Origin of the sequence: Bradyrhizobium sp. SZCCHNRI3043, from assembly GCF_032377735.1 — a bacterium.
GTDB lineage: Bacteria > Pseudomonadota > Alphaproteobacteria > Rhizobiales > Xanthobacteraceae > Bradyrhizobium.
In genome coordinates, this window is sequence record NZ_JAUHID010000025.1 from 18,495 (window position 1) to 43,775 (window position 25,281).

Sequence of the window (25,281 nt, forward strand, 5' to 3'; positions counted from 1 at the left end):
CTGCGGACCGCGATTTGCGCTCCGCGATCCCGCGCACTAGCATCGTGCCAACGTCGTTGCGGAGGAAGCGGTCATGAACGCGCCGGTCAGCGGAGATGGCACCAAGGAGTGCAAGGAGGCCAGCGCAGCCGTGAGCGCAGCGCAGCAGGCTTTGCTGGAGGCGCTGCCGTTCGGCGACACCGCCGATTTCGATGATGCCGCGCGCGGCTTTCTCGGCACGATCGATCAGGCCAAGGTGGCGACGGCGCAGGGGCGCACCGTCTGGAGCCTCGCGCCTTACGGCTTCCTTGATGCGGAGCAGGCGCCGCCGACCGTCAATCCCAGTCTGTGGCGGCAGGCGAAGCTCAACATGCATCACGGCCTGTTCGAGGTCGTGCCCGGCGTCTACCAGGTGCGTGGGCTCGACATCGCCAATATGACGCTGATCGAGGGGGACACCGGCGTGATCGTGGTCGACACGCTGACCTCGATCGAGGGCGCGCAGGCTGCATTGGAGCTGTACTACCAGCACCGCGGCGTCAGGCCGGTCACGGCGGTGATGTTCACGCATACCCACACCGATCATTGGGGCGGCGCACGCGGCGTGGTCGACGACGATGCCCTGGCCAGCGGCCGCGTGCCGCTGATCGCGCCGAACCTGTTCATCGAGCATGCGGTCTCCGAGAACATCATCGCCGGCCCCGCGATGCTGCGCCGGGCGCAATATCAGTTCGGGCCGCTGCTCGCGAAGGGTCCGAAGGGCCATGTCGATTGTGGCCTCGGCAAGACCATGGCGGCGGGGGCCGTTGCGCTGCTGCGGCCGACCGACCTGATCATGGCGACCGGGGACACCCGGGTCATCGACGGTCTCACCTTCGAATTCCAGATGGCGCCGAACAGCGAGGCGCCGGCGGAGATGCATTTCTTCGTGCCGCGCTACGGGCTCCTGAACCTCGCGGAGAACTGCACGCACAACTTCCACAACCTGCTGCCGTTTCGCGGCGCCGACGTGCGCGACGCGCTGGCGTGGTCGAAATATCTCGGCGAGGCGCTGCAACTGTGGGGCAGCAAGGCGGAGGTGATGTGCGGCCAGCATCATTGGCCGATATGGGGCGCGAGCCGTGTCGATGGCATGATCCGCGAGCAGCGCGACCTCTACAAGTTTGCCCACGACCAGACGGTGCGGCTGATGAATCATGGCCTGACCGCAAGCGAGATCGCCGAGCAGATCAGGCTGCCCCGGAGCCTCGAAGGGGCATGGCATGCGCGCGGCTATTACGGCCACATCCGCCACAACGTGAAGGCGATCTACCAGAAATATCTCGGCTGGTATGATGCCAATCCGGTCAATCTCGATCCGCTGCCGCCGGTCGAGGCCGGCCGGAAATACGTCTCCTATATGGGCGGGGCCGAGGCGCTGCTGGCGCGGGCGAGCGCGGACTTTGCCAACGGCGAATTCCGCTTCGTCGCGCAGGCCGTGGGTCATCTCGTCTTCGCCGAGCCGGACAATGCCGAGGCGCGCGCGCTGCTGGCCGACACGCTGGAGCAGCTCGGCTATGCCGCCGAGAGTGCGACCTGGCGCAATGCCTATCTGTTCGGCGCGCAGGAGCTGCGCCAGGGTATGCCGGAGGTTCCGGCCCGGCCCGGCCTGCCGCGCGAGACGCTGGCGGCGCTGCGCACCGAGCAGCTATGGGACGTGCTCGGGGTCAGGCTGAACGGGCCCAAGGCGGAGGGCAAGCACATCGTGCTGAACTGGACGTTCACCGACACCGGCGAGCGCTTCGTGCTCACCTTGCAGAATTGTGCGCTGACCTATGCGGTCGGCGTGCAGGCGTCGACCGCCGATGCGGGGTTCACGCTGGCGCGTTCGACGCTCGATGCGGTCATTGCCAAGGCCACGAGCTTTCCGGAAGCGGTCGCCGCCGGAAAGATCAGCTTCGCGGGCAATCCGATGCGGCTGGCCGAGCTGATGTCGCTGATGGATGAGTTCCCGCGCATGTTCGAGATCGTCGAGCCGAAACGGGGCGCCGTGACCTGAGTTGAGGCGGAGGCCGGGCTGCCGACTTGCCCGGCCTCCTCGTGCTATTCGGCGCTGCTGACCAGCCGGATGCGCGGCTTCGCGATGTCGATCAGGCTGCGATACGCGGCGAGATAATCGAGCGCCATGCGGCGCGCGGTGAAGCGGCGCTCGAACTGCTCGCGCACGCGGGCGCGGCTCAGGTCGGGCAGGCGATTGACGGCCGCGACCGCGCTGAGCTCGTCCTCGACGATGAAGCCGGTCACGCCGTCGTCGATCACTTCTGGAACCGAGCCGCGGTTGTAGGCGATCACGGGCGTGCCGCAGGCCATCGCTTCGATCATCACGAGGCCGAACGGCTCCGGCCAATCGATCGGCAACAGCAGTCCGAGCGCGCCAGACAGGAACTCCGGCTTCTCACGATCGCCGATCTCGCCAATGAACTCGACGAGCGGATTGTCGTGGATCAAGGGACGGATCGTCTGTTCGTAATAATCTTGGTCAGTTCGATCGACCTTGGCCGCGATCTTCAGCGGAATCCCGCAGCGCATGGCGATCTTGATGGCACGGTCGACACCCTTTTCCGGGGCGATGCGTCCGAGCACGGCGAGATAGCTCGGCGTCACCGGCTTGGGCATCAGGAGCGTTGCGGGCAGTCCATGCAGCACGGTGCGCACCCAGTTCGCATTCGGCACTGGCCGGCGCTGCGAGTCCGAGATCGAGACGACGGGAACATCCTTGAAGACCGAGAACACCGGCTGGTGCTCCGGAAGATCGAGCCTGCCGTGCAAGGAGGTCAGGAACGGTGTGGGTTGCCGGTGGAACAGGGAGAACGGGTAGTAGTCGAGGTGGAAGTGCAGAATGTCGAACTGTTCGTCGTCGCATTGCTGCCGGACGTTTTCGAGCATCACCATGTGCAGCGCGTTTGGATCCCTCACCGATCCGTCGAGGCGCAGAGCTTTCGGCCATGTCGGAGAGAGCTTCGCCGAGGTCTGAGAATCGCCGCTGGCGAACAGGGTGACGTCGTGTCCGAGGGCAACGAGCTCTTCGGTCAACCAATGAACGACCCGCTCAGTGCCGCCGTAGAGCTTCGGAGGCACGGCCTCCGTCAATGGAGCTATTTGCGCAATGCGCATCTCGTCGTCTCCTGTTCGTGACCGATCATGGATGAATCCCCAATGGCGCCGGCACTGCCACAGCGGGAACGTTGTCGCATGTGCGAAGTTCCATTCACGCGATCACTCTTTCTTCGACACAACGTGTTCCGCGCCGTCTCATTGATGCCATCCCCGCTCTCCAACGCTGCCCGCCGCGGCATCACCGGAGGGCAGGGTTGCGCTGCGAAGGCGCACGGAACCGGAGAAATGGTTCATCGTTCATCTGGCCCCATCAGGTGTCGCCACGACCTCGCTCATCAAGGGGAAGACCATGGATCAGCTTTCAGGCTACGCGCACCGACCCTTTCCCTTCGTGATGCGCTATCTGCGCAAGCGTCCCACCGCCCATCTCGTCGTCCTGATGGCCGTCATCGGTGCGGTTGCCTGTTCGGTAGGCACGCAATATGGCGTGAAATCCCTCGTCGACAGCCTCTCCGCCGGGCCTGCGGGGGGCGGCAACGTCTGGGCCGCGTTCGTGCTGCTGATGGCGCTGATCGCGACCGACAACATTCTGTGGCGCGTCGCCAGCTGGATCGCGAGCTTCACCTTCGTCCGTGTCACCGGAGATCTCCGGCGCGACATCTTCCGTCATCTCACCGGGCATTCGCCGAGCTATTTCGGCGACCGTTTGCCCGGCATGTTGTCGAGCCGCATCACGGCGACGTCGAACGCCGTGTTCACCGTCGAGAACATGTTCGTCTGGAACGTCTTGCCGCCATGCCTCGCCACCGTCGCGGCGATCTGTCTGATCGGAACCGTGAGCGGCCCGATGGCCATCGGCCTGCTGCTGATCGCGGCGATGATGGTGGCGGCGATGTTCCGTCTGGCGGCAGCCGGCAAGCCGCTGCATGACGATTTCGCCGACAAGGCGGCCATGGTCGACGGCGAGATGGTCGACGTGATCTCGAACATGCCGCTGGTGCGCGCGTTCTGCGGCCTGCGCCACGAGCATGACCGATTCGATGCGACGGTCGACAGGGAGCTGGAGGCGCGCGGGCGCAGTCTTCGCTACCTCGAGAAGCTGCGCATTCTGCACGCGACGGTCACGATCGTGCTGACGGTCGCGCTGATGGCTTGGGCGATCTCGCTGTGGCAGCGGGGCGGGGCGACGACGGGCGACGTCGTGCTGGTCTGCACGCTCGGCCTCTGCATTCTCAACGCGACGCGCGATCTGGCGGTGGCGCTGGTCGACGTCACCCAGCATGTGGCGCGCATGAGCGAGGCGATCGCGACTCTGCTGCAGCCGCACGAGCTGCGCGATCACCCCGAGGCCGAGCCGCTGGTCAAGAGCGGTGCGGCCATCGCCTTCGACAACATCACCTTCCACTATCCAGGCGGCGACAAGCTGTTCGACAATTTCACGCTGCGTCTGCAGCCGGGCCAGCGCGTGGGCCTGGTCGGACAGTCCGGCGGCGGCAAGTCGAGCCTGTTCACGCTGCTGCAACGGTTCTATGATCCGCAAGCCGGGCACATCAGGATCGATGGTCAGGACATCGCCAAGGTCACCCAGCAGAGCCTGCGTGAGGCGATCTCGGTGGTTCCGCAGGACATCTCGCTGTTCCATCGCTCCATTCTGGAGAACATTCGCTACGGACGTCCGAGTGCGACCGACGACGAGGTGTTGCGGGCGGCGATCGCGGCGCGCTGCGACTTCGTCGAGACACTGCCGGAAGGACTGCAAACGATGGTCGGGGATCGCGGCGTCAAGCTGTCGGGCGGGCAGCGCCAGCGCATCGCGATCGCGCGGGCGTTCCTCAAGGACGCGCCGATCCTGCTGCTCGACGAGGCCACGGCTGCGCTCGACAGCGAGTCCGAGGAGGCCATCCGCGAGGCGTTGAGTCGGCTGATGCGCGGCCGCACCGTCATCGCGATCGCGCATCGGCTCGCGACCTTGCGGAATTTTGACCGCGTGGTGGTGCTGAAATCGGGCAGGATCATCGAGGACGGCGCGCCCGACCGGCTGATGCAGGACGAGGGCCCGTATCGGGATCTCGTGACCCAGGAGATGAACCGGCTCGCCAAGTTCGCCGCCTGATCGTAGCGTCGGGTCGCGTCGAGAACGTGCACTCTCGGTTGTCTGGGCACTTCAACATCGCATGAGGCCAACATGTCCGCCGAAGTCGCAAGCACACTGTCGTCGATCACCCAGACGGACGAGCCCGCGGAGCAGCCGTTCTACATTCCCATGACGGGGCCGGCGTCCCGGCCGCGGCGCTCGCTCAAGCACGACGATACGTTTATCGTCCTCGACGGCCACGGCGACATCGGCGCCTCGGCCGGCGGACCGGACGGTCTCTTCAACGCTGATACGCGCTATCTCGCGCGGCTCGAATTGACGCTGGACGACGTTCAGCCCCTGCTGCTCGGCTCGAGCCTGCGCGACGACAACTCCGCGCTGACCGTCGATCTCACCAATCCCGACATCTACAGCCAGGGCCGCCTGGTGCTGCCGAAGGATATGCTGCACATCGTGCGCACGATCTTTCTGTGGCATGGCACGGCCTATCAGCGCATCGGGCTGCAGAACCATGGCGATCGCCAGGCCAGCTTCGATCTCAAGCTGACATTCGACAATGATTTTGCCGACGTTTTCGAGGTGCGAGGCACCGTGCGGCCGCGGCGCGGCATCAGCGCGAGCCGGCTGGTGGACCCGTCCGAGGTCGTCCTGCGCTATCGCGGCCTGGACAACGTCCTGCGCACCACCGACGTGAGCTTCGATCCGCGTCCGACGCATCTCACCGTCAATGCCGCAACCTATCATTTCGATCTTGCCCCGCAGGAATCGGCCTCGCTGTTCGTGGCCGTGATGTGCAACGCCAAGGCCGGCGAGCGGCCCCGGCGCTTCTTCCGCAGCCTGCTCGCCCATCGCCGAGAGATGCGCCGATGCACCGTTGGCGCCGCCAGCATCGAGACCTCCAACGACATCCTCAACGAGGTGCTGTGCCAGGCAGCGGCCGATCTGAACATCCTGATGACGGATACGCCGGAGGGGCGTTATCCCTATGCCGGCATTCCCTGGTATTCGACGACATTCGGTCGCGACGGGCTGATCACCGCGCTGCAGATGCTGTGGGTCGATCCGCGCATTGCCCGCGGCGTCCTGCGCCGGCTCGCCGTGCATCAGGCGCGCACGACCGATCCGCTGTCCGATGCCGAGCCCGGCAAGATCCTGCACGAGATGCGCGGCGGCGAGATGGCGGCGCTGCGTGAGGTGCCGTTCGGATGCTATTATGGCAGCGTCGATTCCACGCCGCTGTTCGTGCTGCTCGCCGGCCTCTATATCGAGCGCACCGGCGACATCGACACCCTGAGGGAGCTATGGCCGGCGATCGAGCTGGCGTTGCGCTGGATCGACGGCCCCGGCGATCCCGATCGCGATGGCTTCGTGGAATATCAACGCGCCTCCGAGCAGGGTCTCGCCAACCAGGGCTGGAAGGACTCCTACGACGCGGTGTTCCATGCCGATGGACGTCTCGCGGAAGGTTACATCGCGCTTGCGGAGGTGCAGGGCTATGTCTTTGCCGGCAAGCAGCTGGCGGCGCGTTGCGCCCGTCGGCTCGGCAAGGCCGAGATGGCGGACCGGCTCCAAGCCGAGGCCGCGGATCTCGCGGAACGGTTCGAGGACGCCTTCTGGTGCGAGGATCTGAACACCTATGCGCTCGCGCTCGACGGCCACAAGCAGCCCTGCCGCGTCCGGACGTCCAACGCTGGGCAGCTGCTGTTCAGCGGCATGGTGCGCGAGGATCGCGCCCGCAAGCTTGCCGCCGAACTGCTGCGGCCGCATTTCTTCTCGGGCTGGGGCATCCGCACCGTCGCCTGCGGCGAGCCGCGCTACAATCCGATGTCCTATCACGACGGATCGATCTGGCCGCACGACAATGCGCTGATTGCGCTCGGCCTGTCGCGTTATGGCCTGAAGCATGCGGTCGAGCAGGTGTTCGGCGGCCTGTTCGAAGCAGCGTCCTACATGGATCTGCGCCGGCTGCCGGAGCTGTTCTGCGGCTTCCGGCGCGAGAAGCATCGGGGCCCGACGCTCTATCCGGTGGCCTGCGCGCCGCAGGCCTGGGCGAGTGCGACGCCGTTCACCTTGCTCGAGGCGGCGCTCGGGCTCGAGTTCGACGCCGCGCGCGGCGAGATCCGCCTGCGCAATCCGCGGCTGCCGGCGTTCCTGGACTGGGTGGTGCTGCGCGATCTCAGGCTCGGCAACTCGACGATCGACCTGCGGATTCGCCGCCATGGCGAGGACATCTCCATGGAGGTGCTGCGGCGGCGCGGTCAGATCCAGGTCTCGCTGGTGCTGGCGCAATGATGACGCTGAAACGCGCCCTCCGCCGAGCTGCTCGCAGCTGCCTCCTCATGCTGCCGCTGCTGATCGGTCTGCATGCGACTCATGGGCATGCGCAGCAGCCGTCGCCGACACCGCCTGCCAAGGATGCGGCGGCGTCCGCGAAAGAGCCGGCACCACCCCCTTCGGTCACGATCCTCGGCGCGCGCGATGCGCATGGCGTGCTCGGTCGCGACGTGCGCAGCTCGACCGGCGAGGACATGGGCCACATCGTCGACGTCATCGTCGATCTCACCGGCACGGTGCGCGCCGCGGTGATCGATTTCGGCGGCTTCCTCGGCGTCGGCAGCCGCAAGATCGTGGTCGACTGGACCGCGCTCGATTTCAAGCACATCGCCGAGAAGAGCGACCAGGTCACGCTCGACCTCACCAAGGAGCAGGTGAAGGCCGCGCCCGAATACAAGGAGGACAAGCCCGTCGTGGTGCTCGGCGCGTCCGGCAAGCTGTCTCCCTGGGATTTCGATCATTGAGTTGATGCGTGAGATTGCTGGTCCGGCCTGCGCGTGCAGCGGAACACGGTGGGGATGTTCTGTCCCGTCAGCCTCATGAGTTGAGATGAGTTGAGATGAGTTGAGATGTGAGAGCCATGCCGATTGCACGGCCGTCGAGATCGCCTGACCGGGAGCCCGTGCCTGACGGCGCGGCAGAGGCGGGTGCGCGTCCGGATGCCGGGGAGGATCATGGCCAGACTTCAAGACCAGCGCCGTCGCGGCAGAGCCTGCGCGGGCTAGACTGGTTCATCTTCTTCCTGGCCGACGTGCAGACCGGCTTCGGTCCCTTCATCGCGGTCTATCTGACGACGCAGAAATGGACGCAGACGCAGATCGGCCTGGTGCTGTCGATCGGCGGCATCGTCGGGCTGATCGGGCAGATGCCGGGCGGCGCGATCATCGATGCGGCCAGATCCGAGCGCCGCGTCGCCGGCCTTGCCATCGCGGCCATCGGCGGCTGCGCGCTGGCCTATGCGGCTTGGCCGATCTTTCCCGTGGTCGCGGCTGCCGCAACGTTGCATGCGGCGGCGAGCTGCGTGCTGGGACCCGCGATCGCGGCGATCAGCCTCGGCCTGGTCGGGCCGCGCGGCATGGCGGAGCGGCTCGGCCGCAATGCGCGGTTCGCGTCGCTCGGCAATGGCGTGGCCGCGGCCGTGATGGGCACCTGCGGCTATCTGCTGTCCAGCCGCGCCGTGTTCCTGGTCACCTTCATTCTCGCCTTTCCGACGCTGATCGCGTTGTCGCGAATCCGCGAGCGCGAGATCGACGTCGCGCGGGCGCACGGCCGGGCCGATCACGAGGACAAGGAGGTCGCGCGGCTGTCGAATCTGCTCGGCCTGTTGCGTCAGCGCGCGCTGCTCGTCTTCGCGCTCGGCGTGTTCCTGCTGCAACTCGCCAATGCGGCGATGCTGCCGCTGATGGCCGGCGTGGTGACGACGAAATCGAGCGAATGGGCGCCGATGCTGATCGCGTTCTGCATCGTGGTGCCGCAGGCGATCGTGGCGCTGACCTCGCCCTCGGTCGGCGCGGTGGCGCAGCAATGGGGCCGCAGGCCGCTGCTGATGCTGGGGTTTGCCGCGCTCGCGATGCGCGGCGCGCTGTTCGCGGTCGTGCACGATCCCTACGTGCTGGTGGCGGTGCAGATCTTCGACGGCGTCACCGCGGCCGTCTTCGCCGTGATGATTCCACTCACGGTGGCCGACGTCGCCTTCGGCAGCGGGCACTTCAATCTGGCGCAGGGAATTGTCGGGACGGCGTCGGGGATCGGCGGATCGCTGTCCACCGTCGTCGCCGGCTTCGCCAGCGACCGCTACGGCAGCGCCACCGCCTTTATGGGTCTGTCGGGCGTGGCGCTGACAGGTCTTCTTCTGATTGCGCTGCTGATGCCCGAGACCGGGCACCGCCGGCGCAGGGCGTGAACGGGCAGGGCGCCTCAGGCGTCCATGCTGCGCAGGCGCTGGCGGTTGCGCAGCACGATCTGGCGGGCACCGGAGAAGCCGAGAACCCCCTGGCTGTGCAACTGCGACAGCGCGCGCGACACGGTCTCCAGGGTCAGGCCGAGATAGTCGCCGATATCGCGGCGGCACATCGGCAGCGCCATCATGCCGGCGACGGCGAGGCGGCGGTCCATCTCGAGCAGGAAGGTGGCGACGCGCTCCATCGCGGTCTTGCGGCCCAGCAGCAGCATGTGGTCCTCGGCATGGCGGAGATCACCGGCCGTCATGGTCCAGAGCTTGCGGGCGACCGTGACGTCGACGCCTGCGGCCTGTTCGAGGCTGCGGCGTTTCACCAAGCGCACGGTGGTGTCGATGATGGCTTCGGCGGCGAGACGGTGCATGGAGCCGAATTCGAGGCCGAAAACGTCACCGGGAAGATGGAAGGCGCCGATCTGGCGGCGGCCGTCGGAGAGCAGCTTGTAGCTGCGAACCGCGCCGGAGATCACCTGGTAGACGTACTCGGCCGGCTCGTCCTCGCCATAGATCTCCTCGTCCTTCTTGTACGAGAACTCGCTGGCGATCAGCCCGGTGTGGCCGGTGATCTCGGCAAAGGGATTGGCCGCAGGAGAGGGGACGGTGTGGGGAACGTTGGTGCTGACGACCGAATTGATAATCGACTGATTGAGCATGACCATCTCCTTGCGGCGGATGGCGATGTGGTACACGGCGGCTCCCGTTAAGGACATTTCGCGCGATATCTTAAGGGGGGCCCCTTACGTAGATATACGTAGGCCGGCCGGGTCAGGAGACGCGCTGTGCGGTACCCGAATGGTCGTTGGCGATCGCTTTGCGGATCCGCTTCACCAGATTGTCGTCGAGCAGCGGCTTGAGCAGGAAATCCTGGATCCCGACGGCCGCCGCGCGCGCCGCAAGCCTGTCATCGTAGTGGCCGGTGATCAGCACCACCGGAGCGGTGGCGCCCTGCTTGCGCAACCGTTCGGCGAGCTCGACCCCGTTGATCTCCGGCATCTTGTAGTCGACCACGAAGCAGTCGACGGGCGCGTGGTCGGAGGCCTTGAGCAGCGCGGTGCCGCTGCGAAACGTGCGCACGTCGAAGCCGTCAGCCTCCAGCAGGAAGCGCAGCGAGCCGAGGACGTCAGCATCGTCGTCGGCTACGTAGACCGTAAGTTTTGTGTGAGCCGACATCGCACGTGCCGCGAGAATGTGATGTTGAACCGAGGCACAACATAACACTCGATTCTGTCAAGGTATCTTGATCTAGCTCAATCCTTCAGCGCGCCTGCGCGCATCGCCAGACGCACCAGCTCGGAGAGGCTGTTCGCTCCCATCTTGGTCATCACGTTGGCCCTGTAGACCTCGATGGTGCGCGGACTGATGTCGTATTCGCGCGCGATCAGCTTGTTGGAGAGCCCGGCCATCAGTCCATCCATCACCTGCCGCTCCCGGGGGCTCAGGCTGGCGACGCGTGCCAGGACGTCCTGCGTGACCGATTCGTTCTTCGCGGCCGGCTCGGCCTGCTGGATCGCCGTTTCGATCATGGCAACCAATCGCTCGTCCTCGAACGGCTTCTCCAGAAAATCGACCGCGCCGAGCTTCATCGCCTCGACCGCGAGCGGCACGTCGCCATGGCCGGTCATCACCAGGATCGGGAAGCTGCTGCCGGCGGCCTTCATGCGCTTGAGCAGCTCGATGCCGTCGATGCCGGGCATCCGCACGTCCGAGACGACGCAGCCGAAAGGGAGCGTCGGCAGTCGGCCGAGGAAGACCTCCGCGTTCTCGAACAGCGTGACGTCGAAGCCTGATGAATCGAGCAGGAAGTTGAGCGAATCCCGCATCGCCTCGTCGTCGTCGATCACATAGACCTTGGCCCGTTCAGCCATCGTGCTCAACCCTGGTCGAGGCCGCCGGCAGGGTGAAGCGGAACGTCGCTCCGCCCGCCTCGTTGTTCTCGGCCCACATGCGCCCCCCGTGGGCCTCGATGATGGACCGGCTGATCGAGAGGCCGACTCCCATTCCAGTGTCCTTGGTGGTGAAGAAGGTCTTGAAGAGGTTGGGCATGACGTCGTCGTGGAATCCCGTTCCGGTATCGGAGACCGAGACCTCGATCAAGTCGTCGCCGAGTCTGCGATTTGTCGCACTGAGCTCGCGGCGGGCGGAATGAGACATCGCCTCGAGCGCATTGCGGAACAGATTGACCAGGACCTGCTGGACCTGGACCCGGTCGGCCAGCACGAGGTCGGCCTCCGGATTGAGCTGGAAGCGCAACTGGACGTTCTGCTCGCGGGCGCCGGAAAGGCCGAGCGCGCCGGCTTCCTCGATCAGCTTCGACAGGCTCTCGACCCGCTTCTCCGATTCGCCGCGCGAGACGAAGTCGCGCAGACGGCGGATGATCTGGCCGGCGCGAATCGCCTGCTCGGCGGCGCGGTCCATCGCGCTCTCGATCTTGGGCGTGTTCGGATCGCCGCTGCCGGCCAGCAGCCGGCGCGAGCCTTTCATGTAATTGCTGATCGCGGCGAGCGGCTGGTTCAGCTCATGCGCCAGCGCCGAGGCCATCTCGCCCATGGCGCTGAGGCGCGACACGTGGAACAGCTCCGACTGCAATTCGCGCAGCCGCGCCTGGGTCTGCTGATGCTCGGTGAGATCATGGGCGAAGCCGGTGAAATAGGGCTTGCCGCCGGACTGCATCTCGCCGATCGACAGATGCATCGGGAATGTCGTGCCGTCGCGGCGGCGGCCGGTCACGATACGGCCGATGCCGATGATACGGCGCTCGCGGCTGGCGTGGTAGCGGGTGAGGTAGCCGGCATGGCGGGAGCGGTCCGGCTCGGGCATCAATTCGCTGACGTCGAGGCCGACCGCCTCCGCCTCGGTGAGGCCGAACATGCGCTCCGCTGCGGAGCTGAAGAACTGGATCGTACCGCTGCCGTCGATCACGATCATCGCGTCCGGCACGGTGTCCAGGATCGAGCGGAAATGCTGCTCGCGCAGCCGCAGCGTCTCCTCCAGCCGCTTCTCCTGGTCGATGTCGAGGGCGATGCCGCGCAGACGGTGCGGTGTGCCGGCCTCGTCGGGGACCACGCCGGCAAGCACGCGAATCCAGTGGCCGCTGCCGGACATCTTGAACGACATGTCGAACCCGGTGCTCTGACGGCGCGAATCCTCGATCGCCGCCTCAACCGGCGCGCGATCCTCGGGCGCCAGCAGCGCCAGGAAGGAGCCGTAGGTCACCGGCTCGTCGGCCGCCACGCCGAACAGCTTCCGCGTCGTCACCGACCAGTAGAACTCGCCCGACGCCAGATCGAGATCCCACGCGCCGAAGCCCAGCGTCCGAGCGTCGTCGGGTCTGGCGGATGCATCCGGGAAGGGTTGGGTGAAGCCGCGCAATTCGAAGCCTTTGATCGATTCGCCGTTGTTCGATTCGCCGTTATCGCCGCAGCCGGGAGGCCGACCACCGCGGTATCCTATACCAGATTGCGCCCCCGCAACCCGGCCCGACTTAAACTTTGGTTCGACAATTCAAGGCTTTCTCCGATCGTGGGCCGGGTTCCAACGGTGTCCTGCCGCCCGTGCTTTACCGCCGCACCTTGATCTATCTCATCACGGCAGGTGATTTCACCTCTAAGAGCTGCATGGAAGCAATGTTTGGAGAGACGGGATGACGTTCGCGACTGTGATGGTGAGCCTTGCGCTCAGTCAGCCGAATGAGGCCCGCCTTCAGGTCGCGGCCGACCTTGCGGCGCGCTTCGACGCAGGCGTCATCGGCGTGGCGGCTGCGGAATTCGCGCCGCCGCTCTACTTCACGACCGGCGAGCAGGCGCAGGATCTGATCGAGCAGGGCGAGGCCGCGCTGCGGAATCGACTGGCCGAGCTCGAACAGCAGTTCCGCACCGCCGTTGGTGACCGGGCTGCGTCGTTGAGCTGGCGCGGCGCTGTGGATTTTCCCGCGCGCCATGTGCTGGCGCAGGCCCGTGCCGCCGACATTCTCGTCACCGGCAGCGTGCCGCCCGGGATGTCCGATGCGTTCGCGGTCGCCAATCCCAAGGATCTCGTCATGCAGGCCGGGCGCCCGCTGCTCGTGGTGCCGGACAACGCCAGTTCGCTCGATCTTGGGACCGTGCTGGTGGCCTGGAAGGAGACATCGGAGGCGCGCCGGGCCCTGACCGATGCCCTGCCGCTGCTCGCCAAGGCGAGCGGCGTCGTGGTCGTCGAGATCCTGGAGAACACCTCGGAATATGACGCCTGCGCAGCGCGTCTTGCGGACGTGGTCGCATGGCTCGGCCGTCACAAGATCGTCGCATCGGCGCGCGTCGCGGAGCCGGGGCAGGGACGGAACGTTGTGGCCACGCTCGACGCCGTCGCTGCCGATCTTTCGGCAGGCCTCGTGGTGGCCGGCGCCTATGGCCATTCCCGGTTCCGCGAGCTCGTGCTCGGCGGGGTTACCGAGCATCTGATGACGCGCAGTGAGCGTTGCGTTCTGCTGTCGCACTGAAATTCGACCCGCTCCATCCGAGAACAGGATTGCCGCCTTGTACAGATTTCTCGAGGAAACCGCCGGCAACTACATGACGCGCAACGTCACGACCGTGAGCCGGGAGACGACGATCCGCGAGCTCGGCGAGATGTTCGACCGCGACGATTTCAACACCTACCCCGTCGTCGAGAACGACGAGGTGATCGGCATCGTCACCAAGTTCGACGTGCTGAAATGCTTTGCCTTCACGCCGAATCAGATGCTGCCGCGCTACAGCGACCTGATGAACCGGACGGTCGCCGACGTGATGACGTCCGAGTTCATCTACGTCAGGCCGGATACGAAGCTGACGCGCGTGCTGCAGCTGATGGTCGAGCATCGCATCCGCAGCCTTCCCGTGACCGATGCCGACAACCGCGTGGTCGGGATCGTCGCCCGCGAGGACATCGTGCGAGCGCTGGCGGCTGCCGCCAAGGATTGAGCGCGGCGCGCTGAGTCCGAAGCCTGCTACGAACGTCTAATGACGGCCGGCATGCATCGCTGCATGCCGGCCGTTGCCGTGTCTGCGACCGAAACCGCGTCGTCGTGCAACACTCCGCCTGTTTACCGGCGAACCGGTCGCAAAGTTGATTTCGATCAATTCCACGTGTGAACGATTGTGGTTGCTGGGCTCGTGTTCTTTCAGCGAGATTCCGCATGAGCGCGTCCTCATCCACAAAATCCATGACCATCGGCGAAAGTGGCTTGTCGCTCACTTTTGCCGTCACCGCCTTCCTGTGCGTCTTCGCTGCGGCGAAGGCACTGGATACGGCCTTCGCGTTCCACGCCTCGCTCGCGGCTGCCGCCAGCGCGGCGTCCGTCTTCTTCATCCTCAACCGCTACTTCGAGCGCGGCGAGCTGCCTCCACAGGAGATCAATGGTCGGCCGAACTACAATCTCGGTCCGATCAAGTTCGCCTCGTTCATGTCGATGTTCTGGGGCATCGCCGGCTTCACGGTCGGCCTCATCATCGCCTCGCAACTGGCCTGGCCCGCGCTGAACTTCGACCTGCCGTGGACCAGCTTCGGCCGCCTGCGGCCGCTGCATACCTCGGCGGTGATCTTCGCCTTCGGCGGCAACGTGCTGCTGGCGACGTCATTCTACGTCGTGCAGCGGACCTGCCGCGTGCGCCTCGCCGGCGATCTTGCGCCCTGGTTCGTGGTGATCGGCTACAACTTCTTCATCCTGATCGCGGGCACGGGCTATCTGCTCGGTGTCACCGAGGGCAAGGAGTACGCCGAGCCCGAATGGTACTCGGATCTTTGGCTGACGATCGTCTGGGTGGTCTACCTGCTGGTCTTCCTGACGACGATCATCAAGCGCAAGGAGCCGCACATCTTCGTGGCGAACTGGTTCTATCTTGCCTTCATCGTCACGATCGCGGTTCTGCACCTCGGCAACAACCCGGCGCTTCCGGTGTCGCTGTTCGGCTCCAAGTCCTACATCGCCTGGGGTGGCGTGCAGGATGCGATGTTCCAGTGGTGGTATGGCCACAACGCGGTCGGCTTCTTCCTGACCGCCGGCTTCCTCGCCATCATGTACTACTTCATCCCGAAGCGGGCGGAACGGCCGGTCTATTCCTACCGGCTGTCGATCATCCACTTCTGGGCGCTGATCTTCCTCTACATCTGGGCCGGCCCGCACCATCTGCATTATACGGCGCTGCCGGACTGGACGCAGACCCTGGGCATGACCTTCTCGATCATGCTGTGGATGCCCTCCTGGGGCGGCATGATCAACGGCCTGATGACCCTGTCGGGAGCGTGGGACAAGCTGCGGACGGACCCCGTGCTGCGCATGCTGGTCGTCTCGGTCGCCTTCTACGGCATGTCGACCTTCGAAGGTCCGATGATGTCGATCAAGGTGGTCAACTCGCTCAGCCATTACACCGACTGGACCATCGGTCACGTGCACTCCGGTGCGCTCGGCTGGGTCGGCTTCGTCTCCTTCGGCGCGCTGTACTGCCTGGTGCCGTGGATCTGGAACCGCAAGGGTCTCTATAGCCTCAAGCTCGTGAACTGGCACTTCTGGACGGCCACGCTGGGCATCGTGCTCTACATCTCCGCGATGTGGGTCTCGGGCATCCTGCAGGGTCTGATGTGGCGGTCCTACACGGCGCTCGGCTTCCTCGAATACTCGTTCATCGAGACCGTCGAGGCGATGCACCCCTTCTACATCATCCGTGCCGCCGGTGGCGCGCTGTTCCTGATCGGCTCACTCATCATGGCCTACAATCTCTGGATGACGGTCCGTGTCGGTGAGGAAGAAGTTCAGTCGCCCGTCGCCCTTCAGCCGGCGGAGTGAGGTATCAACCATGTCTTTCTGGCAACGACACCAAGTCTTCGAGAAGAACTCGATCATCCTGGTCATCGGCATCCTGCTGGTGATCGCGATCGGCGGCCTCGTCGAGATCACTCCGCTCTTCTACCTGAAGAGCACGATCGAGGCGGTCGACGGCGTGCGTCCCTATACGCCGCTCGAGCTGGCCGGCCGCAACATCTACGTCCGCGAGGGCTGCTATCTCTGCCATTCGCAGATGGTTCGTCCGCTGCGCGACGAAGTGGAACGCTACGGCCACTTCTCGCTCGCCGCGGAGAGCATGTACGACCATCCGTTCCAGTGGGGCTCCAAGCGTACGGGTCCTGACCTCGCCCGCGTTGGCAACAAGTACTCCGACGACTGGCATGTCACCCACCTGACCAACCCGCGCGCCATCGTCCCGCAATCGATCATGCCCGGCTATCCCTTCCTGAAGGAGACCGAGCTGAACGCCGACAACGTCGCCGATCACCTGAAGACGCTGCGGGCGGTGGGTGTGCCCTACACCGACGACCAGATCGCCAACGCCGCCACCGACCTCAAGGCGCAGGTCGATCCGGACGGTGCCGGTGCCGAGGCGCTCACCAAACGCTATCCGAAGGCGGTGGTGCGCAACTTCGACGGCAAGGCGGGTGCTCCGACCGAGATGGATGCGCTGGTTGCGTACCTGCAAATGCTCGGCACCTTGGTCGACTTCAAGATCTACAACGAAAAAGCCAATCTGCGCTGAGATCAGAGGCGAACATCATGAAGCCCATCATTGCAGTCGAAAACATCGCGTCGTCACTCGTGACGACGCTGTGGACCCCGATCTTCGTCGCGATCTTCATCGCGATCGTGACCTATGCCCTCTGGCCTCGCAACAAGGCCGCTTTCGACGAGGCGGCGAGCATGCCGTTGCGGGAGGATTAATTCATCATGGCTGACCATACCGAAGTCGACAGTGTCTCCGGCACCCCCACCACCGGCCACGCCTGGGACGGCATCAAGGAGCTCAACACCCCGCTGCCGCGGTGGTGGGTGATCACCTTCTACATCACCATCGTCTGGGCGATCGGCTACTGGATCGTGTATCCGGCCTGGCCGACCATCTCCAGCAACACTCAGGGCCTGTTCGGCTACTCGTCCCGTGCGGACGTGGCGGTCGAGCTTGCCAATCTCGAGAAGATCCGCGGCGCCAAGATGGCGGCGCTCGCGACCGCCTCGCTCGCCGACATCGAGAAGGATCCGGCGATGCTGGCCCTGGCGCGTGCCAAGGGTAAGACCGTGTTCGGCGACAATTGCGCCGCCTGCCACGGGACCGGCGCGGCCGGCGCCAAGGGCTTCCCGAACCTGAACGACGACGACTGGCTGTGGGGCGGCTCGCTGGAGCAGATCCAGCAGACCCTGCTGTACGGCGTGCGCTCGGGTCACCCGAAGACGCGTGAGGGCCAGATGCTCGCCTTCGGCAAGGACGGCGTCCTGAAGCCGGCGGAGATCGTCACGGTCGCCAACTACGTTCGGGAGCTGGCGGGCCTGCCGACCCGGCCGGGTTATGACGCCAAGGCCGGCGCCAAGGTCTTCGCCGAGAACTGCGCGGCCTGCCATGGCGACAACGCCAAGGGCAATCCGGACCTCGGGGCGCCGAACCTGACCGACAAGATCTGGCTCTACGGTTCCGACGAGGCGACCCTGATCGAGACCATCACCAACGGTCGCGCCGGTGTCATGCCGGCCTGGGAGGGCCGTCTCGACCCGACCACGATCAAGGCGATGGCCGTCTATGTCCACTCGCTGGGCGGAGGAAAGTAGCGGAAATCCAACGGAACCTTTCCTTCAATTGAGCTGGATCAACTGCGCGGCCGGAGGTGGGAATACCTTCGGCCGCAACTGCGAGAAGATCCCCCTGCCATGACCCGCCAGCCATGAACCAGACGGTAAGACCGGACGACCTGAAGCCTCAGGACCTGCAGCCGGTGGACGATTACGGTCCGCTCTATGCCGCGCACAAGAAGGTCTATCCACAGAGCGTCTCAGGAACCTTCCGCCGGATCAAATGGGGCCTGATGGGCTTCTGTCTCGGTGTCTATTATTTCCTGCCGTTCGTGCGCTGGAATCGCGGCTTCGGCGCGCCCGACCAGGCGGTGCTGATCGACTTCCCGAACCACCGCTTCTATTTCTTCTTCATCGAGCTATGGCCGCAGGAGGTGTACTACTTCACCGGCCTCCTGATTATCGCCGCCATCGGCCTGTTCCTGATGAACGCGATCGGCGGCCGCATCTGGTGCGGCTATCTGTGCCCACAGACAGTGTGGACCGACCTGTTCTACGCGGTGGAGCGCCTGATCGAGGGCGACCGCCGGGAGCGCATGAAGAAGGATGCCTCCAGCGACCCGATGAAGCTGGAGCGGATCTCGGAGCTCGTGCTCAAGCATTCGATCTGGCTGATGATTGCGTGGTGGACCGGCGGCGCCTGGGTGCTGTATTTCAGCGATGCGCCGACGCTCGTGAAGGATCTCATCACCTTCCAGGGGCCGATGCTCGCCTATGTCTGGATCGCGATCCTGACCGCGACGACCTACACGCTCGCCGGTTTCATGCGCGAGCAGGTCTGCGTGTATATGTGCCCGTGGCCGCGCATCCAGGCGGCACTGACCGATGAATGGGCGCTCAACGTCACCTACCGCTACGACCGCGGCGAGAGCCGCATGTCGGTCAAGAAGGCCGCCGAATTGCGCGCGCTCGGCCAGCCGGCCGGCGACTGTATCGATTGCAAGCAATGCGTGGCGGTGTGCCCGACCGGCATCGACATCCGCGACGGCGCCCAGATGGACTGCATCCAGTGCGGCCTCTGTATCGACGCCTGCGACACCGTCATGACCAAGATCGGCCGCCCGACGCGGCTGATCGGCTATGACAACGACATCAACATCCATCGCCGGCAGGAAGGCAAGCCGCCGATCTACAAGCTCGTGCGCCCGCGGACCATCGTCTATGCCGCGATCATCGCCGCGGTCGGCGGCGCCATGGCCTACAAGCTCGCGACCCGGTCGCTGCTCGAGGTCAACGTGCTGCACGATCGCAATCCGATTGCGATCAAGCTGTCCGACGGCTCGATCCGCAATGCCTATACGGTGCGCGTCCTCAACAAGCACGGCTTCGATCGCGTCATCGCCATCGACATCGAGGGTCCCGTCAATTCGACCGTTCACGTCGTCGGCGCCGACTCCGTCACGCCGGACCGACCGATGATCGTAGTCGGCCGCGACCAGACCGAGGAGCTGCGCCTCCTGGTGACCGCGCCCGAGGAGAGCAATCCTGCGAAGTCCATCCCGGTGAAGTTCCACGTGACGGATATCGGTCTTGGCGTCGTCGCCTCCGCCACCGACAATTTCGTCAGCCCGTAAGCAAGGAGCCTGTCAATGGCCAGCCGTTCCAATCCTTCTTTCCAGCTGACCGGAGGCATGGTGCTCGCGATGCTCCTTGCCTTCTTCGGGACCGTGATCGGCGTCAACGTCTACATGATGAAGATGGCGATCTCGACCTTGCCGGGCACCGAGGTCGACAGCGCCTACAGCGCCAGCCTCGGCTACGAAAAGGAGATCGCGGCGGCGCGCGCCCAGGAGGCGCGGCGCTGGCAGGTCGAGGCGCATATCGAGCGTGGCGCCGGAGGCGCCGCCATTCTGCAGGTCAACGCGCGCGACGCGAGCGGCAATCCCGTCTCGGGCCTGACCTTCCAGGGCCGGCTCGAGCGTCCCGCCGACAAGCGCGCGGATCAGGAGGTCGCGCTCGCCGAGGTCGGCATCGGCATCTATCGCGGCACGGCGGAGGCGATCGCGCCGGGCCAGTGGGACCTCGTGCTCGAAGGCGATTCCAGCGGCCGACGCCTGTTCATGTCGAAGAACCGCGTGCTGCTGAACTGAAGGGATTTCGATCATGCATGCGACGCGTGACTTCTCTCACTACGTCAAGGATCTCGGGGCAGGGCTGAAGCATATCGACCTCGCGGTCGAAGGCGTCAGCTGCGCCGGCTGCATGGCCAAGATCGAGCGCGGCCTCTCCGCGCTGCCCGACGTGACGCTGGCGCGCGTCAATCTCACCGACCGCCGCGTCGCGCTGGAATGGAAGCAGGGCACGCTCGATCCGGCCAAGTTCATCGATCGGCTCGCCGAGCTCGGCTACAAGGCCTATCCGTTCGAGAAGGCGAGTGCGGAAGCCACCGAGGCCGAGGAGTCGCGCTTCCTGCTGCGCTGCCTCGGCGTCGCGGCGTTCGCGACCATGAACGTGATGATGCTGTCGATCCCGGTCTGGTCCGGCAATGTCAGCGACATGCTGCCCGAGCAGCGCGACTTCTTCCACTGGTTGTCGGCCGTGATCGCGCTGCCAGCTGCGGCCTATGCCGGCCAGCCGTTCTTCCGCTCCGCTTGGCGTGCCTTGAAGACCGGTAACGTCAACATGGACGTGCCGATCTGCATCGGCGTGATCCTGGCCTTGGGCATGTCGATCGTCGAGACGTTTCATCACGCCGAGCACGCCTATTTCGACGCCGCGATCATGCTGCTGACCTTCCTGCTGGTCGGCCGCTATCTCGACCAGAACATGCGGCGGAAGACCCGCGCCGTCGCCGGCAATCTGGCCGCGCTGAAGGCGGAGACCGCGACCAAGTTCATCGGCACCGACGAGATTTCGGAGGTGCCGGTCGCCGCTGTTCGCGCCGGCGATCTGGTGCTGCTGCGTCCCGGCGAGCGCTGCGCGGTCGACGGCGTGGTCGTCGAGGGCCGCTCCGAGATCGACCAGAGCCTGATCACCGGCGAGACGCTCTACGTGCCGGCCGAGCAGGGCACCGCGGTCTATGCGGGTTCGCTCAACATTTCCGGCACGCTGCGCGTCCGGGTCTCGGCCGCCGCCGAGGGCACCTTGCTCGCCGAGATCACGCGCCTGCTCGATAACGCGCTGCAGGCCCGCTCGCGCTACATGCGGCTGGCCGACCGCGCCTCGCGGCTGTATGCGCCGGTGGTGCATGCGACCGCAGCGCTCACCGTGCTCGGCTGGGTGCTGATGGGGGCGAGCTGGCACGACGCCATCGTCACCGGCATCGCCGTGCTGATCATCACCTGTCCCTGCGCCCTCGGGCTCGCGATTCCGACGGTGCAGACCGTGGCGTCTGGCGCGATGTTCAAGTCCGGCGTGCTGCTCAATGCGGGCGATGCGATCGAGCGCCTCGCCGAGGCCGATCACGTCATCTTCGACAAGACCGGCACCTTGACGCTGCCGGAGCTCGAGGTCGTCAACGCCGCCGACATTCCTGCAGACGTGTTCGCACTGGCCGGCCAGCTCGCGCTGTCGAGCCATCATCCGGTGGCGGCGGCGGTGGCCCAGGCTGCCAATGCGCGTTCGCCGCTGATGGGCGCGGTCGAGGAGCCGGGGCAGGGTGTCCGCGCCGTCGTCGACGGCGTCGGAATCAGGCTGGGGCGTCCGGCCTTCTGCGGCGCGGAGGCGCTGGTTGCGCAGACCAGCAGCGTCGATCCCGAGGCTTCGGTGGTTGCCTTCAGCCGCGGCGATAGCAAGTACCTGTTCTCGGTGCGCCAGGGCCTGCGCCCTGACGCCGCCAAGATCGTCGCCGGCCTGCAGCGGCGCGGCATCAAGGTCGAGATCCTCTCGGGCGATCGCGAGGCGGCGGTGGCCGCAGCCGCCATGGCGCTCGGCATCAGCGAGTGGCGCGCCGGCGTGACGCCGGCCGACAAGATCGCGCGCATCGAGGAGCTGAAGCGGGCCGGGGTCAAGGTCATGATGGTCGGCGACGGCATGAACGATGCGCCGTCGCTCGCCGCCGCGCACGTTTCGATGTCGCCGATTTCGGCCGCGCATCTCAGCCAGGCCACCGCCGATCTCGTCTTTCTCGGTCGTCCCTTGGCGCCGGTGCTGGCCGCGATCGACTACGCGCGCAAGGCGCTGCATCTGATGCGGCAGAATCTGTGGCTCGCGGTCGGCTATAACGTCCTGGCGGTGCCGCTTGCGATCAGCGGCGTCGTCACCCCGCTGATCGCGGCAGCCGCGATGTCCGGCTCATCGATCATCGTCATGCTGAATGCGCTGCGTGCCCGCAAGGTGGCTGGGGAGGCCGTGTCATGGAAGTGATGATCATTCTCGTTCCGCTCGCTTTGGCGCTCGGCCTTGCCGGTCTGGTCGGCTTTCTCTGGTCGCTGAAGAGCGGCCAGTACGACGATCTCGAAGGGGCGGCTTGGCGCGCGATCGCCGACGACGATGAGCAGGCCCCGCCGGCTCAATCCGAGCCCGCGCCGAGCCGGTCCTGAACGCCCGGCAGCGTCAGCCAACGCGCCAGACATCCCGCGACCGCGAGCGCGGCGGCGATGCCTGCTCGGCGCAGTTGCTGGCGATGGTCTCGCCCCGCTGAACGAAGATCAGCGTCGCTATCGATAGGCAGGCGCTATCATCGCGATTGGACAACGGCATTTCTCAAGCAGCGCAGGCCGCGCGTGCAATGCGAACGCCCGATGACGGGCGACGGCATTCATGAGGACGAGAGCCACGACCCGCCCGTGCAACATCCTGGAGCGCAGGCCCTGGTCGGGCGAGCACGATCCGCTCTCCGGCGAGGTGTTACGCGATTCGTCGGTGACGCTCGCAGCGGCTGCGGAGTAGAGGGGCCGATGCGCTGAGTCGATCCGATTAGTGCGGCATCTCGGCATTCCGATACCGCTCGGATCAACTCAGTTTAAGGGATTAGTCGCCATTCGTTCTTAATCATTATGGCGCGGCGGCGTCGCCGCGATCCTTGTTTGCCGACCGTGCGAAGACGTCGCCGGAGGGCCGCTGCGCAAGCGCGTATCGGCCGATGCGAGCGTGACCGGCCGGGCAGCGGTATTTGATTGGGATTGGCCAATGTCCGAACGCGCGGTGCTGCAGAATGAGACGGTTGAGCCGGAGACCGGTGCGGTCAGCCTCAAATGGAAAATTCTCGCCGGCAATCTGCTGACCGGATTTTTCGCGATGGCCTTCGCCTTTGCGCTCGCGTGGAGCGGGTGGGGCGACTTGCGCAAGCGCGAGCAGGCGGCCCGGGTTCTGGACGCCTTCGAGCTGGCACTGAAGGTCAATGCGCAGATCCCGCTCGAGCGCGGCCAGTGGAATCTGCTCGCGGCGGCCGGGTCCGCCTCGGCGGATGATGTCGCCAAGCTCGACAAGGCCATCGCCACGACGGACGAGTCGCTGGTCCAGGCCAAGACCGCCGCGCAAGTAGCGGGACTGCCGACCACCAATCTCGATGCCGCAGCGACGACATTGCGCGGCGTCCGTTCCGCGGCGCGCAGCGCGGCACCGCTTCCGGCCGCGCAGCGTCCGGCGAACATCCAGGCGACGACCACGGATGGCCTCGGTCGCGCGGCCGAGTCTCTGAATGCCGCCATCGACGAGTCCGCGATCGAGCTGTCGCGGGCCGGCGGCGAGATCGAGAACCTGTTGCCGTCGGCCCAGCTTGCGCAATTGGCGCAATCGATGCGCACGATCAACGGCGCGCGCTCCGCCGTGTTGCGCTTCTTCATCCAGAACACCAGCTGGACCCCGGCGCGTCTTGCCGAGGTGACCGAGCAGAGCGGACAGGTGACCCTGCTGTGGCAGCAGATCGAGCTCGCGGCGCGCAGCGTTCGCAATACGCCGGAAGTGTCCGCAGCGCTCGAGCACGTTCGCACGACCCTGATGGGCGCGGGCGAACAGCGCTACCGTCAACTCGTCACGGCGGGGCGCGACGGACAGCCGTCGCCGGTCACGGCGGAGGAGTGGGGCCGCTGGACGACGCCGATGCTGAACAACGTCATCGTGCTGCGCGATGCGGCGCTCAAGTCCGCGCATCAGGCCATCGATCAGGCCATCGGCGCGGCGCGGCTGCGGCTGTTCATCGCGCTCGGCGTTCTGCTGCTGGTGGCGATCGTGTCGGTCGCCGTGGTCATCGGCATCGTCCGTGGCGTCGTCGGCCCGCTGGTCGGACTGACCGGCGTGACCCTGCGGCTCGCCAATGGCGAGCTGAGCGCCGACATTCCGAACGAGTCCCGCAAGGACGAGATCGGCGCGATGGCGCGCGCCCTGAAGATCTTCAAGGATGCGCTGATCGCCAAGAAGGCCTCGGACGAGGCCGCGCAGCGCGACGCGCAGGCGCAGATCGATCGGGCCCGGCGGCTGGATGCGCTGACGCGCAACTTCGAGTCGACGATCGCCGACATCGTCAACACCGTGTCGTCGGCGGCCTCGGGCCTCGAAACGTCGGCGGATATGCTGACAAACACCGCCAACCGCTCGCAAGAGCTCAGCACGGTGGTGGCGGCTGCGTCGGAGGAAGCTTCCGCCAACGTTCAGTCGGTCGCCTCCGCCACCGAGGAGCTCTCCTCGTCGGTGACCGAGATCAGCCGTCAGGTCCAGGCGTCGGCGCGCATGGCCGGCGACGCCGTGCAGCAGGTGCGCCAGACCAATGGGCGCGTCGCAGAATTGTCGCAGGCCGCAGCCCGCATCGGCGACGTCGTCGAGCTCATCAACAGCATTGCCGGACAGACCAATCTCCTCGCACTCAACGCCACCATCGAGGCGGCGCGCGCGGGCGACGCCGGGCGCGGTTTCGCGGTGGTCGCGACCGAGGTCAAGGCGCTGGCCGAGCAGACGGCGAAGGCGACCGAGGAGATCTCGCAGCAGATCTCAGGCGTGCAGGCCGCGACGCAGGAATCGGTGAATTCGATCCAGGCGATCAGCTCGACGATCGAGCGGCTTGCCGAGATCGGCGCGGCCATTGCGGCGGCGGTCGAAGAGCAGGGTGCTGCAACGCAGGAAATCTCCCGCAACGTGCAGCAGGCCGCCCACGGCACCCAGCAGGTCTCGTCCAACATCACGGACGTGCAGCGCGGCGCCTCGCAGACCGGCTCGGCCTCCGCCGAGGTGCTGTCATCGGCCAAGTCGCTCGCCGGAGATTCCAACCGGCTCAAGCGCGAGGTCGGCAGCTTCCTGGAAGCGGTCCGCGCAGCGTAA

General features: G+C 65.8%; 22 protein-coding genes. 17 read left to right on the forward strand and 5 right to left on the reverse strand.

Annotated elements, in window-relative coordinates; translation table 11 throughout:
• Positions 1-73: 73 nt before the first annotated feature.
• Positions 74-2,017, forward strand: coding sequence for an alkyl/aryl-sulfatase (locus QX124_RS29260; RefSeq protein WP_315799022.1), 1,944 nt, complete (start codon positions 74-76; stop codon positions 2,015-2,017).
• A gap of 44 nt (positions 2,018-2,061) precedes the next feature.
• Here QX124_RS29260 and QX124_RS29265 read toward each other — a convergent pair whose 3' ends face one another.
• On the reverse strand, positions 2,062-3,132 hold the full coding sequence (locus QX124_RS29265) for a glycosyltransferase family 4 protein (RefSeq protein WP_315799023.1): 1,071 nt from the start codon (positions 3,130-3,132) through the stop codon (positions 2,062-2,064).
• 292 nt (positions 3,133-3,424) lie between these two features.
• Between QX124_RS29265 and QX124_RS29270 the strand changes: the two genes are divergently transcribed.
• The 4 genes from QX124_RS29270 to QX124_RS29285 all read left to right on the forward strand — a co-directional run bounded on the left by QX124_RS29270 (position 3,425) and on the right by QX124_RS29285 (position 9,407).
• Entirely contained in the window at positions 3,425-5,188 is a 1,764-nt protein-coding gene (locus tag QX124_RS29270) for an ABC transporter ATP-binding protein (RefSeq protein WP_315799024.1), read from the forward strand.
• Positions 5,189-5,260: 72 nt separating this feature from the next.
• A complete protein-coding gene (locus tag QX124_RS29275) occupies positions 5,261-7,462 on the forward strand; it encodes an amylo-alpha-1,6-glucosidase (RefSeq protein WP_315799025.1) in 2,202 nt (733 codons plus the stop codon).
• A 47-nt stretch (positions 7,463-7,509) separates the two neighbouring features.
• The gene (locus QX124_RS29280) at positions 7,510-7,968 is read left to right on the forward strand and encodes a PRC-barrel domain-containing protein (RefSeq protein ID WP_315799026.1); all 459 of its coding nucleotides are present in this window, start codon (positions 7,510-7,512) and stop codon (positions 7,966-7,968) included.
• A gap of 116 nt (positions 7,969-8,084) precedes the next feature.
• Positions 8,085-9,407, forward strand: a complete 1,323-nt coding sequence (locus QX124_RS29285) for an MFS transporter (protein ID WP_315799027.1) — start codon at positions 8,085-8,087, stop codon at positions 9,405-9,407.
• Between the two features lie 14 nt (positions 9,408-9,421).
• On the opposite strand, the gene QX124_RS29290 is transcribed toward QX124_RS29285, so the two are convergent.
• The 4 genes from QX124_RS29290 to fixL all read right to left on the reverse strand — a co-directional run bounded on the left by QX124_RS29290 (position 9,422) and on the right by fixL (position 12,830).
• Entirely contained in the window at positions 9,422-10,114 is a 693-nt protein-coding gene (locus QX124_RS29290) for a helix-turn-helix domain-containing protein (RefSeq protein ID WP_315737706.1), read from the reverse strand.
• Between the two features lie 112 nt (positions 10,115-10,226).
• The gene (locus tag QX124_RS29295; RefSeq protein WP_315737144.1) at positions 10,227-10,631 is read right to left on the reverse strand and encodes a response regulator; all 405 of its coding nucleotides are present in this window, start codon (positions 10,629-10,631) and stop codon (positions 10,227-10,229) included.
• A 77-nt stretch (positions 10,632-10,708) separates the two neighbouring features.
• Positions 10,709-11,326 (reverse strand): response regulator FixJ, encoded by a 618-nt coding sequence (gene fixJ, locus QX124_RS29300; RefSeq protein ID WP_315772439.1) that lies wholly within the window; start codon positions 11,324-11,326, stop codon positions 10,709-10,711.
• The gene (gene fixL, locus QX124_RS29305; protein WP_409997770.1) at positions 11,319-12,830 is read right to left on the reverse strand and encodes a sensor protein FixL; all 1,512 of its coding nucleotides are present in this window, start codon (positions 12,828-12,830) and stop codon (positions 11,319-11,321) included. The genes fixJ and fixL overlap by 8 nt, the downstream gene beginning before the upstream one ends.
• Before the next feature lie 271 nt (positions 12,831-13,101).
• Here fixL and QX124_RS29310 point away from each other — a divergent pair, with 271 nt between their 5' ends.
• From QX124_RS29310 to QX124_RS29365, 12 genes are all read left to right on the forward strand, one after another.
• A complete protein-coding gene (locus tag QX124_RS29310) occupies positions 13,102-13,935 on the forward strand; it encodes a universal stress protein (protein WP_315737146.1) in 834 nt (277 codons plus the stop codon).
• A gap of 37 nt (positions 13,936-13,972) precedes the next feature.
• Positions 13,973-14,398, forward strand: a complete 426-nt coding sequence (locus QX124_RS29315; protein ID WP_315737147.1) for an HPP family protein — start codon at positions 13,973-13,975, stop codon at positions 14,396-14,398.
• 215 nt (positions 14,399-14,613) lie between these two features.
• Positions 14,614-16,260 (forward strand): cytochrome-c oxidase, cbb3-type subunit I, encoded by a 1,647-nt coding sequence (ccoN, locus tag QX124_RS29320; RefSeq protein WP_315737148.1) that lies wholly within the window; start codon positions 14,614-14,616, stop codon positions 16,258-16,260.
• Positions 16,261-16,270: 10 nt separating this feature from the next.
• Positions 16,271-17,005, forward strand: a complete 735-nt coding sequence (ccoO, locus tag QX124_RS29325) for a cytochrome-c oxidase, cbb3-type subunit II (protein WP_315737149.1) — start codon at positions 16,271-16,273, stop codon at positions 17,003-17,005.
• Between the two features lie 17 nt (positions 17,006-17,022).
• The gene (locus QX124_RS29330; protein WP_315715702.1) at positions 17,023-17,187 is read left to right on the forward strand and encodes a cbb3-type cytochrome c oxidase subunit 3; all 165 of its coding nucleotides are present in this window, start codon (positions 17,023-17,025) and stop codon (positions 17,185-17,187) included.
• Positions 17,188-17,193: 6 nt separating this feature from the next.
• Positions 17,194-18,066: a cytochrome-c oxidase, cbb3-type subunit III gene (gene ccoP / locus QX124_RS29335; RefSeq protein WP_315758486.1), complete on the forward strand. Its 873-nt coding sequence runs from the start codon at positions 17,194-17,196 to the stop codon at positions 18,064-18,066.
• 113 nt (positions 18,067-18,179) lie between these two features.
• Entirely contained in the window at positions 18,180-19,661 is a 1,482-nt protein-coding gene (ccoG, locus tag QX124_RS29340) for a cytochrome c oxidase accessory protein CcoG (RefSeq protein ID WP_315799028.1), read from the forward strand.
• Positions 19,662-19,676: 15 nt separating this feature from the next.
• Complete coding sequence (locus QX124_RS29345) at positions 19,677-20,177, forward strand: FixH family protein (RefSeq protein WP_315737152.1); 501 nt, start codon at positions 19,677-19,679, stop codon at positions 20,175-20,177.
• Between the two features lie 13 nt (positions 20,178-20,190).
• The gene (locus QX124_RS29350) at positions 20,191-22,392 is read left to right on the forward strand and encodes a cation-translocating P-type ATPase (protein ID WP_315799029.1); all 2,202 of its coding nucleotides are present in this window, start codon (positions 20,191-20,193) and stop codon (positions 22,390-22,392) included.
• The gene (ccoS, locus tag QX124_RS29355) at positions 22,383-22,568 is read left to right on the forward strand and encodes a cbb3-type cytochrome oxidase assembly protein CcoS (RefSeq protein ID WP_315737154.1); all 186 of its coding nucleotides are present in this window, start codon (positions 22,383-22,385) and stop codon (positions 22,566-22,568) included. Before QX124_RS29350 ends, ccoS begins: the two co-directional genes overlap by 10 nt.
• 220 nt (positions 22,569-22,788) lie before the next feature.
• Positions 22,789-22,917 (forward strand): hypothetical protein, encoded by a 129-nt coding sequence (locus QX124_RS29360; RefSeq protein ID WP_315737155.1) that lies wholly within the window; start codon positions 22,789-22,791, stop codon positions 22,915-22,917.
• Between the two features lie 240 nt (positions 22,918-23,157).
• Positions 23,158-25,281, forward strand: coding sequence for a HAMP domain-containing methyl-accepting chemotaxis protein (locus QX124_RS29365; RefSeq protein WP_315776386.1), 2,124 nt, complete (start codon positions 23,158-23,160; stop codon positions 25,279-25,281).